Origin of the sequence: Streptomyces sp. TSRI0107, assembly GCF_001905845.1 — a bacterium.
GTDB lineage: Bacteria > Actinomycetota > Actinomycetes > Streptomycetales > Streptomycetaceae > Streptomyces.
This window is the reverse complement of sequence record NZ_LIVZ01000001.1, coordinates 41,794-53,766: the sequence shown is the minus strand read 5'-3', so window position 1 is coordinate 53,766 and position 11,973 is coordinate 41,794. Positions and strand designations below refer to the sequence as shown.

Annotated in this window: 7 protein-coding genes; all 7 read left to right on the top strand. The window is 72.4% G+C overall.

Going from position 1 to position 11,973, the window contains the following annotated elements:
- The first annotated feature begins 40 nt into the window (after nt 1–40).
- Nucleotides 41–1,429, top strand: a complete 1,389-nt coding sequence (locus AMK31_RS00200; RefSeq protein ID WP_073938207.1) for an ABC transporter substrate-binding protein — start codon at nt 41–43, stop codon at nt 1,427–1,429.
- 73 nt (nt 1,430–1,502) lie between these two features.
- The gene (locus AMK31_RS00195; RefSeq protein WP_073938206.1) at nt 1,503–2,786 is read left to right on the top strand and encodes a carbohydrate ABC transporter permease; all 1,284 of its coding nucleotides are present in this window, start codon (nt 1,503–1,505) and stop codon (nt 2,784–2,786) included.
- Nucleotides 2,783–3,640 (top strand): carbohydrate ABC transporter permease, encoded by an 858-nt coding sequence (locus tag AMK31_RS00190; RefSeq protein WP_073938205.1) that lies wholly within the window; start codon nt 2,783–2,785, stop codon nt 3,638–3,640. Before AMK31_RS00195 ends, AMK31_RS00190 begins: the two co-directional genes overlap by 4 nt.
- 164 nt (nt 3,641–3,804) lie before the next feature.
- On the top strand, nt 3,805–6,075 hold the full coding sequence (locus tag AMK31_RS00185; RefSeq protein WP_073938204.1) for a bifunctional glycosyltransferase/CDP-glycerol:glycerophosphate glycerophosphotransferase: 2,271 nt from the start codon (nt 3,805–3,807) through the stop codon (nt 6,073–6,075).
- 160 nt (nt 6,076–6,235) lie between these two features.
- Nucleotides 6,236–8,434, top strand: a complete 2,199-nt coding sequence (locus AMK31_RS00180) for a bifunctional glycosyltransferase/CDP-glycerol:glycerophosphate glycerophosphotransferase (protein WP_073938203.1) — start codon at nt 6,236–6,238, stop codon at nt 8,432–8,434.
- A gap of 1 nt (nt 8,435) precedes the next feature.
- Nucleotides 8,436–10,661, top strand: coding sequence for a bifunctional glycosyltransferase/CDP-glycerol:glycerophosphate glycerophosphotransferase (locus AMK31_RS00175; protein WP_073938202.1), 2,226 nt, complete (start codon nt 8,436–8,438; stop codon nt 10,659–10,661).
- A 2-nt stretch (nt 10,662–10,663) separates the two neighbouring features.
- A complete protein-coding gene (locus AMK31_RS00170) occupies nt 10,664–11,944 on the top strand; it encodes a hypothetical protein (RefSeq protein WP_073938201.1) in 1,281 nt (426 codons plus the stop codon).
- The last annotated feature ends 29 nt before the right edge of the window (nt 11,945–11,973 follow it).

Genomic DNA, 11,973 nt, shown 5'->3' with positions numbered 1-11,973 from the left:
CAGCGCTGGACGTTCGACGAGGACGAAGAACGGGGCCGTGATGCACAGCAGGAGCAGCACCAGCCGGACGACGACACGCAGGGCCGCGAGGGCCGCCGCGGCTCTCCTCGCGGGGGCGTTGACGCTCTCGCTCACCGCCTGCGGAGGCGACGACGACAAGGACAGCGAGACCGAGGGCGGCGGTGGCGGTACCCAGACCACCGCCACCGTGCAACTCCCGAAGCTGGACGGCGAATCCCTGGAGGTGGCCGCCGTCTGGACCGGCCCGGAGCAGGCCAACTTCAAGAAGGTGCTCGCGGAGTTCGAGAAGCGGACGGGCGCGAAGGTCACGTTCGTGCCCGCGCAGGACCCGATCATCAACTTCCTCGGCTCGAAGATCGCCGGTGGCCAGCCGCCGGACGTCGCGATGCTGCCGCAGCCCGGCGCCATCAAGCAGGCCGTCGACAAGGGCTGGGCGAAGCCGCTGGGAGCGGAGGCGCAGGCGGAGCTGGCCAAGAACTTCTCGCAGGGCTGGCAGGACATCGGCAAGGTCGACGGCAAGCAGTACGGCGTCTACTACAAGGCCGCCAACAAGTCGCTGATCTGGTACAACACGCAGGTCTTCGAGAACGCGGGCGCCGAGGAGCCCAAGACCTGGGAGGACCTGCTCAGCACCGCGCAGACGGTCTACGACTCGGGCGTCACGCCCTTCTCGGTCGGCGGCGCGGACGGCTGGACCCTCACCGACTGGTTCGAGAACGTCTATCTCTCCCAGGCGGGCCCGGAGAAGTACGACCAGCTGGCCAAGCACGAGATCAAGTGGACGGACCCCTCCGTGAAGGAGGCGCTGACCACGCTCGCGCAGATCTGGGGCAAGCAGGACTATCTCGCGGGCGGCGCGAGCGGCGCGCTGCAGACCGAGTTCCCGGCGTCCGTCACCCAGACCTTCACGGGCGGCGACCAGCCGAAGGCGGGCATGGTCTACGAGGGCGACTTCGTGCAGGTCAACATCGCCGAGACGGACGCGAAGGTGGGCACGGACGCGAAGGTGTTCGCGTTCCCGGCGGTCGGTGACACCGCGCCGGTGGTGTCGGGCGGTGACGCGGCGGTGATCCTGGAGGACTCGAAGGCGGCGCAGGCGCTGGCGACGTTCCTGGCGTCCCCGGACGCGGCGGCGATCCAGGCGAAGCTCGGCGGCTATCTCTCGCCGAACAAGAACGTGGACCCGAAGGCGTATCCGAACGCGGTGCAGCAGGAGATGGCGAAGTCGCTGATCGCGGCCGGTGACGATTTCCGCTTCGACATGTCCGACCAGGCCCCGCAGGCGTTCGGCGGCACGCCCGGCAAGGGCGAGTGGAAGGCGTTGCAGGACTTCCTGAAGAACCCGAAGGACATCGCGGGCACCCAGCGCAAGCTGGAGGCCGACGCGGCCGCGGCCTACGGGAACTGAGCCGGCGATGAAGTCGTCGGCACCCTCGGCGGGGGTCCCCGGGGCCCCCGCCGGGCCATCCAGGCGCAAGAGCGTGACCGGCACCCGCACCACCATGGCGGCGCTGTTCCTGCTGCCCGCGCTGGTGCTGCTCGGCGCGCTCGTGGTCTACCCGATCGGGTACTCGGTCGTCCGCAGTCTCTACGACCAGTCCGGCGACGGCTTCGCCGGATTCGACAACTACCAGGCCCTGTTCACCGACGACGGCATCCGCACCGCGCTGAAGAACAACATCGTCTGGGTGGTGTTCGCGCCGACGGTCGCGACCGCGCTCGGGCTGATCTTCGCGGTGCTGACCGAACGGGTGCGCTGGGGCACCGCGTTCAAGCTGGTCGTCTTCATGCCGATGGCGATCTCGATGCTCGCCGCGGGCATCATCTTCCGGCTGGTGTACGACCAGGACCCGGACAAGGGTGTCGCGAACGCGGTCTGGGTGGGTGTGCACGACACGTTCGCCCAGTCGTCGGCGTTCCCGAAGGCGCATCCGGGCCGTCAGTCGCCGCTGGAGGCGGCCGGCGGGGGCGCGTTCGTCACGAAGGAGCCGGTCCGTCCGGGCGAGCCGGTGACGCTGCCGCTGGTGGGGGTGGCGCCGGACCTGATGCCGGACGACGCCGAGCCCGCCGGGCAGCCGCCCTCCGACCCGGGGAAGATCACCGGCACCACCTGGCAGGACTTCACCCGGGGCAAGGGCGTGGGCACGCTCGGCGCGCCCGATCCGGCCGAGCTGGGCTATGCCGGGATGAAGATCGAGGCGGTGAAGGACGGCGAGGTGGTCGCCTCCACGACGGCCGCCGGCGACGGCACCTTCACGCTGCCCGCCTCCGCCGAGGGGGCGCTGCTGCGGCTGCCCGCGGACAACTTCCAGGAGCCGTACAACGGGCTGGACTGGCTGGGCCCGTCGCTGGTCACGCCGGCCATCATCGGGTCGTACATCTGGATGTGGGCGGGTTTCGCGATGGTGCTGATCGCGGCCGGTCTGGCCGGGGTGCCGCGGGAGCTGCTGGAGGCGGCGCGGGTGGACGGCGCGAACGAGTGGCAGGTGTTCCGCAGGGTCACCGTGCCGCTGCTGGCGCCGGTCCTAGCGGTCGTCACGGTCACCTTGATGATCAACGTCCTGAAGGTGTTCGACCTGGTGTTCATCATCGCGCCGGGCTCCTCGCAGGACGACGCGAACGTGCTCGCCCTGGAGCTGTACCGCAAGGGCTTCGCCGAGGACCAGCCGGGCGTGGCCAGCGCGATCGCGGTGTTCCTGCTGCTGCTGGTGATCCCGGTGATGTGGTTCAACGTCCGGCGGCTCAGGCGGGAGGTGCGGCGATGAACCGGCGTTCTCTCGGGGCGCGGCTGGTGGAGAGGCTGAGCGGCGGCGCGGTGCGGGTCTTCCTGATCGTCGTGGGCCTGTTCTGGCTGGTGCCGACCATAGGTCTGCTGCTGTCGTCGCTGCGCAGCACGGAGGACATGAACGAGAGCGGCTGGTGGACGGTCTTCACCGAGCCCGCGCAGCTCACCGTGGACAGCTACGAGAAGCTGCTGGAGAACGGCGACATCACCGACTCCCTGGTCAACACGGTGCTGATCACGGTCCCGGCGACGGTGCTGGTGGTGGTGATCGGCGCGCTGGCCGGCTACGCGTTCGCGTGGATGGAGTTCCCGGGCCGGGACTGGTGGTTCCTGGCGGTGGTCGGGCTGCTGGTGGTGCCGGTGCAGGTGGCGCTGATCCCGATCGCCGAACTGTTCGGCAACGTCGGTCTGTTCGGTTCCATCCTGGGTGTGATCCTGTTCCACGTCGGGTTCGGGCTGCCGTTCGCGGTGTTCCTGCTGCGGAACTTCTTCGCGGAGATCCCCCGCGAGCTGCTGGAGGCGGCCCGCCTGGACGGGGCCGGTGAACTGCGGCTGTTCGCGCGGGTCGTGATGCCGCTGGGCGGGCCCGCGATCGCCAGCCTCGGCATCTTCCAGTTCCTGTGGGTGTGGAACGACATGCTGGTGGCGCTGGTGTTCACGGACGCCGGCAGCCAGCCCATCACGGTGGCGCTGCAGACGCAGGTACGGCAGTTCGGCAACAACATCGACGTGCTGGCACCGGGCGCGTTCATCTCGATGGTGGTTCCGCTGGCCGTGTTCTTCGCCTTCCAGCGGCAGTTCGTGTCGGGAGTGATGGCGGGCGCGGTGAAGTAGCGGGCTCAGCACGTCACTTCGCCGGGGCGGGCCGGGACACACCGGTCCGCCCCTCGGCGTTCACCCTGATTCCCCCACATGCCGTACGGACCGTAACCCATCCGCCTCATCGGCCGTTCCCGGGCAGAACGCCCGAGCAGACCCGCCGACCCTTGGATGTCCCCTTGCCCAGGTTCAGTGTCATCGTTCCCGTGTACCAGGTTCAGGCGTACCTGCACGAGTGCCTGGAATCGGTGCTCACGCAGTCGTATCCCGATCTCGAACTGATCGCGGTGGACGACTGCTCGCCGGACGCCTGTGGCGAGATCATCGACGAGTTCGCGGCCCGCGACCCGCGGGTGAAGGCCGTCCACCTGCCGGGCAACACCGGCCTGGGCCCCGCCCGCAACGCGGGTATGGCGCAGGCGACCGGCGACTACCTGGTCTTCCTCGACTCCGACGACACCCTCACCCCGGACGCCCTGCTCGCCGTCGCCGACCGGCTGAAGGAGACCGGCGAACCGGACGTCCTGGTCTACGACTACGCCCGCACGTACTGGACCGGCGAGACGGTCCGCAACAAGCTCGCCGGGCAGCTCGCCGAGGAGGGCCCGGCGCCGTTCCGGCTGGAGGACCGGCCGGGTGTGCTGCGGCTGCTGATGGTGGCGTGGAACAAGGCGTACCGGCGGGAGTTCGTCGAGCGGGAGGGCTTCGCGTTCCCGCCCGGCTACTACGAGGACACGCCCTGGACGTATCCGGTGATGCTGAGCGCGGAGACGATCGCCACCCTGGACCGGGTCTGTGTGCACTACCGGCAGCGCCGGCAGGGCAACATCCTGTCCACCACCAGCGACCGGCACTTCGACGTCTTCGAGCAGTACGACCGGGTGTTCGCGTATCTCGACGCGCGTCCCGAACTCGCCCGCTGGCGACCGCTGTTGTTCCGCCGCATGGTCGACCACCTGACGACCGTGTACCGCAAGCCCGACCGGCTGCCGCCGCGCAGCCGCGCCGCGTTCCTGCGCCGCGCCCGCGCCCACTACCGCCGCTACCGCGTCCCGGGCGCTCCGGTCCCGGCCCGCACCCGCCTGCGGCACGCGCTGGTGCGCGTCGGCGCGCACCGCGTCTTCCGCACCCTGCACCTCGCCCTGGCCGTCCGCCGCCGTGCCGCGGGGGCCGCCCGGGGCCTGGCCCGGGCCGTCCGCGCCGCCGGGCTCCGGCTGCACTACCGGATCCAGCTGCGGCTGCCCGTGCGCGCCGACCGGGCCGTGTTCGCCGCCTCCTGGGGCCGCGGCCACGGCTGCAACCCGGGCGCGCTGGAGGCCGCGTTCCGCGCGCACGCCCCGCACATCCGCACGGCGTGGATCGCCCGGCCCGAGCACCACGGCACGGTCCCGGCCGGCACCCGGCGCCTGACCCCGGGCACGGCCGCGTACTGGACGGCACTGGCCCGTTCCAAGTACCTGGTCAACAACGTCAACTTCGACCACCGGCTGGTCAAGCGCCCCGGCCAGGTCTTCGTGCAGACCCAGCACGGCACCCCGCTCAAGCACATGGGCCTGGACCTGCGGGAGCACCCGGCGGCGGCCGGGGACATGGACTTCGGGCGGCTCCTGGACGGCGTCGACAAGTGGGACTACGTGCTGTCCGCGAACCGCCACACCACCCTGACCTGGGAGCGCGTCTACCCGGGCCGCTACACCACGCTGGAGTACGGCTACCCGCGCAACGACGTCTTCCAGCGGGCGACCTCGGCGGAGGTGGCCCGGCTGCGCGAGTCGCTGGGCATCCCCGAGGGCAGCGTGGCGATCCTGTACGCGCCGACCCACCGCGACTACCGCCGCACCCAGCGCACCACCCTCGACCTGGAGCGTGTGGTGCGCCGCCTGGGCCCGCGCTTCGTCGTCCTGGCCCGCGCGCACGCCTGGCACGGCGGTCCGCTCGCCACGACGAACGGCCGGGTCGTCGACGTCACCGGCCACCCGAGCGTGGAGGAGCTCTGCCTGGCCTCGGACGCGCTGGTCACCGACTACTCGTCGATCATGTTCGACTACGCCAACCTGGACCGGCCGATCGTCGTCCACACCGACGACTGGGAGGCGTACGAGGCGGCCCGCGGCACCTACTTCGACGTGCGGTCCTGCCCGCCGGGCGCGGTCGCGCGCAGCGAGGACGAGCTGATCGACATCTTCGCCACCGGCCACTGGCGCGGCTCCCGCTCCACCCAGCTGCGCACCGCGTTCCGGGAGCGTTTCTGCGCGTACGACGACGGCCGCGCCGCCGAGCGGGTCGTACGGCACGTGGTGCTCGGGGAGCCGCCGGAGGCGATCCCGCCGGTCGTTCCGCTCGCCGAGCGCCACCCGGTGCCGTCGGCCGCGGCGGCGTCGCCGCGCAGCCCGCTGGCCACCGTGCCGCAACCTTCCGGCCCCGTCACCGTCACCGACGGCCGCCGATGACCGTTTCACCTTCCGGGAGTCCGTATGCCCCGCAGTTCGTCGTGGCCGACTCCGTCGCGGCCGTCCACGTGGCGGCCGTCGGGGCGGCCCGGCCGTACCTCGCACGGTCCGAGGCGCGCACCTCCCGCCCGATCCGGACCAGAACGACAGAAAGAGCAGAATGCCCCGCTTCAGCATCATCGTCCCGTCCCATGGGGTCGCGGGCCGGCTGGCCCAGGCGCTTGACTCGGTCCTCACACAGTCCTTCGGCGACTTCGAGCTGATCCCGGTGTGCGACGGGCCCGACTCCGCCGCGGCCGGCGTCGCCGCCGCACACGCCGAGCGGGACTCGCGGGTGGCCCCCGTCCACTCGCCGCCGTCGGCCGGTCTGGCCGGGGCGCGCGACACCGGGACACGGGCGGCGACCGGCGCGTATCTGCTGTTCCTCGACGGCGACGACCTCCTGCTGCCGGGCGCGCTGACCGCGCTGGACGCGCGGCTGGGCGAGACCGGCGACGTCGACGTGCTGCTCTTCGGGTACGAGAAGACGCCCTGGTGGGAGGGCGAGCCGACGCAGCCCGCGAAGCCGCTGCTGGACCGGACCCCGGCGGGTGCCTTCCACCCCGACCGGGCCCCGCAGCTGACCGGCGTCCTGCTGCCCGCGTGGGCGGCGGCCTACCGGCGGACCTTCCTCGCCGAGCACGGCATCGCCTTCCCCGCGGGCCACTTCACGGACCTCGCCTTCGGCGCGGAGGTCATGGCGCGGGCCGAGCGGGTCGCCGTACGGCCCGATCCGGTCGTACGGCATCACGTGCGGCGGCAGGGCAACCGGCTCTCCCTGCCCGGCGAGCACCACGCGGAGCTGCTGGACCAGGCCGAGCGCGCCCTGGCGCTGGCGCCGGAGCTGTCCGCTCAGCGGGCGCACGCGCTGTTCGACCAGCTCTTCGCGACCGTCCTGAAGACGGCGGGCCATCCGCGCCGGGTGCCCGCCCACGGCCGGCGTGCCTTCTTCCGCCGGGCGAGCAGGCTGTACCGTCGGCACCGTCCGGCCGGTCACCGCACCCCGGGCGGCAGCCTGGGCGTGCAGCACCGGCTGCTGGCGACCGGCACGTACACGGCGTTCCGGGTGCTGCGCGGCGCCAACCAGACGGCGGCGAAGGCGCTGGAGCGGCTGCCGCGCCCGCGCGGGCTGCGCACCCGCATCATGTACCGGCGCCGGCTGCGCCGCCCGCTCGACCCCAACCTGGCGGTGTACTGCGCGTACTGGGGCCGCGGCTACGCCTGCAGCCCGGCGGCGATCCACGCCAAGGCCCGTGAACTCGCCCCGCACATCCGGTCGGTGTTCCTGGTGGAGCCCGGCCAGGCGCACACCGTGCCGAAGGATGTCGACCACGCGGTGATCGGCAGCCGCCGCTACTGGGACGTGCTGGCCCGCGCCAAGTACCTGGTGAACAACGCCAACTTCGCCGAGGGCGTGGTGAAGCGGCCCGGCAGCGTGCACGTCCAGACCCAGCACGGCACGCCGCTGAAGAAGATGGGCGTCGACCAGTCGACGTACCCGGTGGTGGCCGCGCAGTCCGGCAGCTTCGCCAAGCTGCTGGGCCGGGTCGACCGCTGGGACTACAACCTGTCCTCCAACCGCCACTCCACCCAGATGTGGGAGCGCGCCTTCCCGGGGTCGTACGAGCAGCTGGAGTACGGCTATCCGCGCAACGACGTGTACTACACGGCGACCGCCGCCGACGTGGCCCGGATCCGCGCGGAGCTGGGCGTGCCCGAGGGCGCGACGGCCGTGCTGTACGCGCCCACGCACCGCGACTGGCACACCGGCTTCGAGACCGGCCTGGACCTGGAGGCGTTCTGCGAGGCGGCCGGGGAGGACGTCGTCGTACTGCTGCGCGCCCACTACTTCTACGACCGGGGGCGCTCGCAGGCCTCGGGCCGGATCATCGACGTCACCTCGCACCGGTCCTCCGAGGACGTCTGCCTGGCCGCGGACGCGCTGGTCACCGACTACTCGTCGATCATGTTCGACTACGCCAACCTGGACCGGCCGATCGTCGTGTACGCCGACGACTGGGACGTCTACCGGGAGACCCGGGGCGTCTACTTCGACCTGATGGCGGCACCGCCCGGCCCGGTCACGCACAGCCCCGAGGAGCTGGCGCGGGTGTTCCGGGACGGGTCCTGGGCGGGCGAGGAGTCCCGGGCGCTGCGGGCCGCCTTCCGCGAGCGGTTCTGCGAGTTCGACGACGGACGGGCCGCCGAGCGGGTCGTCCGCCGGGTGTTCCTCGGCGAACCGCCGGAGGCGATCCCGCCGGTGATCCCCCTCGCCGAGCGCATCCCCGCACCCGCCGCGACGACCCTCGTAAGGAACTGACGTGCCCCGCTTCAGCCTCATCATCCCCTGCTTCAAGGTGCAGGGTTACCTGCGCGAATGCCTCGACTCGGTCCTGGAGCAGTCGTACGGCGACATCGAGGTGATCGCCGTCGACGACTGCTCGCCGGACGGCTGCGGGGCGATCCTCGACGAGTACGCGGCCCGCGACCCACGCGTAACGGCGCTGCACCTGCCGGAGAACGTGGGCCTCGGCCGGGCCCGCAACGCCGGGATGCCGCACGCCACCGGCGACTACCTGTTCTTCCTCGACAGCGACGACACCCTCACGCCGGGCGCGCTGCGCGCGATGGCCGACCGGCTGGCGGAGACCGGCGACCCGGACGTGCTGGTCTTCGACTACGTGCGCACCTACTGGTGGGGCGGCACCCGGCGCAACGTGCTGGCGCACGTGCTGGGCGAGGCGGCGGACGCGGGCACGTTCAGCGCCGCCGAGCGGCCGGAGATCCTCGATCTGCTGATGGTCGTGTGGAACAAGGTCTACCGCCGGGACTTCGTCGAGCGGCACGGCTTCGCGTTCCCGCCCGGCTACTACGAGGACACGCCGTGGACGTTCCCGGTCATGCTCAGCGCCGAGCGGATGGCCGCGCTGGACCGGGTCTGCCTGGAGTACCGGCAGCGCCGCCAGGGCAACATCCTGTCCACCACCAGCCGCAAGCACTTCGACATCCACGACCAGTACGAGCGGGTCTTCGCGTTCGTCGACGCCCACCCGGAGCTGCACGGCTGGCGGGGCTATCTGCACGCCAAGATGGGCGAGCACTGCCTGGACATCCTCGCCAAGCCGGACCGGCTGCCGCCCGCCGACAAGGGCGAGTTCTTCCGCCGTACGGCCGAGATGTTCCGCGCGCACAAGCCGGAGGGCGCCACGGTCGCCGGGGAGCACCGGGTGCTGGAGGGCGGCTACGCCGCCTACGTGGCACGGCGGCAGGCGGGGCGGGCCGGGCGGGCGCTGGAGCGGCGGGCGCTGCGGGTGCGGACGGCCGCGGCCGTGCGGGCACGCCGGGCCCGCACCGCCCCGCTGGTGAGGCGTTCCCCGGACCCGGACCTCGCCGTGTACTCGGCGTTCTCGCACCGGGGCGTGCTCGGCGATCCGGGGGCGATTTACCGCGCGGCCCGCGAGATCGCCCCGCACCTGCGGGGCGTGTGGGTGGTCAAGGACGAGGAGGCGGCCGCGCTGCTGCCGCCGGACGTGGAGCACGTGCTGCTCGGCTCGGCCGGCTACGAGCGGGTCGTCGCGCGGGCCAAGTACTTCGTGAACAACGTCAACTGGCCCGGCGCGCTCGTCAAACGCCCCGGCACCGTCCACATCCACACCCACCAGGGCACCCCGCTGAAGTACATGGCGGCCGACCTGCTGGCCAAGCCCGGCGCCCGGCACGGCATCGACGTGCCGCAGATGCTGCGCCGCGCCGACCGCTGGGACTACAGCCTGGTCGCCAACCGGCACTCGGAGCTGGTGTGGGAGCGGGCGTTCCCCTGCCACTTCACGTCGGCGCGCACCGGCAGCCCGCGCAACGACGCGCTGGTGAACGCCGGCCCGCGGGCGGGCACGCGGGTGCGGGAGCGGCTGGGCGTCCCGGCGGGCGACACGGTCGTGCTGTACGCGCCGACCCGCCGCGAGTACCGGCGGGGCGGACACGTCGACCGGATCGACCTGGCCCGGTTCGCGGAGGACCTGGGCGACGGCCACACCCTCGTGGTCCGGCTGCACCCGTCCCTCGCCACCGGCCACGCGCGCGGGATGGGCCTGTCGGATCTGCACCGGCGGGGCGTGCTGATCGACGCCACCGACGAACCGCACGTCGAGGACCTGATGCTCGCCTCGGACGTCCTGGTCACCGACTACTCCGCCCTGATGTTCGACTACGCCAACCTGGACCGGCCGATCGTGGTCCACGCCGACGACTGGCCGGCGTACGCGGCGAGCCGGGGCGCCTACTTCGACATCACCGCCGAGCCGCCGGGCCACGTCTCGCGCTCCTACCGGGAACTGGCCTGGCTGTTCGCCTCGGGGACCTGGCGGGACGCGGAGGCGAAGCGGCTGCGGGCCGGGTTCCGGGAGCGGTTCTGCGAGTACGACGACGGGCACGCGGCCGAGCGGGTCGTACGGACGCTGATGCTGGGCGAGGAGGCGTGGACGCCGCGGCGGGTCACGCTGCCGTCGCCGGCCTCCGCCTCCGGCCGTGACGTGCTCACCGCTTCGTGACCATGCGCCCGCGACCGCGCACCTGCGTGCTGCTCCTGGCCGGGCTGTTCGCCCTCCTGCAGCTGGCGAACGTCAGCGGCCGGGACACCCCCGACACGAAGAACTACCTGTCGTACGCGCTCAGTCTGCGCGGTGACTCCAAGCGGGAGGCGGCCGCCGCCACCATCGACTACGTGTGCGGCGGTCGGGCCTCGCTCGCCCACCGCGCGCAGAACGTGCACGTGGTGCACTTCCACGGCCCCGACCCGGCCCCGCGGGTGACGCGGGACTGCCGGGCGGCCGAGTGGCGGGTCGTGGAGCGGCGGCTGAGGGCCGGGCAGACCGGCGGGCACACCCTGCCGTACATGCCGGAGCGGTTCATGCGGATCTTCGAGGTCCGGCCGGGCTACCCGGTGTTCCTGCTGCCGTTCGTGACCGTGTTCGGGGTGCTGTGGGGGGTGTGGGCGGCGAGTGTGGTGACCGCGGTCGCGGGCGGTGTGCTGGTCTGCCTGATCCTGCGGACGCTGCGCGTGCCGTTCCCGCTGTGTCTGACCGGGCAGGGCCTGTACTACGTCCTGCCGGTCGGGACGACCGCCATGCGGCCCATGACGGAGGGGCTGCTGCTGGCGCTGACCCTGGCGGCGGTGTGGGCGTGCGCGCTGGTCCTGGAGGGGCGGCGGGAGCGGGCCGGGCTGGCGCTGGCCGGCGGCTCGCTGGTGGCCCTGTTCACCGTCAAGCACTCACAGGCCCTGTTCCTCGGGGTGTGCCTGGCGACGGCGGGCGCGGTGATCGCCGTACGGCGGTGGCGCAGCGGCCGGCCGCCGGGGCGCGGGGTGCTCGCGCTGGCCGGGACGGGTCTGGGCGCGGTCCTGCTGACCCTGCTCGTGGCGCATCTGCTGGGCTATCCGTCCACCACGGACAGCGTGCAGGACCTGCTCACCGGCCATTTCGCGCGGCCCGACCGCGACGCGCCCTGGCCGGAGTTCCTGCAGCTCCAGGGGAACTTCTGGATGGAGTGGGCGCGCCGGCAGCTGTGGGAGCCGCTGTTCCTGGTGGCGCTCGCCGCCGGCGCTTGGGGTGCGGCGAAGCGGCGGGCGTTCGGGGTGTTCCTGGCCGCGGCGGCGTTCACCGGGATCCTCACCCAGGCCGGGCACCCGGACATCAACATCTGGGGTGAGCGGCTGATCGTGCTGGCGTGGCTGCTGCCGGTGGTGGGGCTGCCGCTGCTGCTGGAGTCGGTGGTGCGGCGGCCGGTGTCGCTGCCGGCGCAGGGGCACGCCGATCGGGCTCACTCGATGCGGTGAGCCGAGGTCATGCGATTGACCTTCACGGG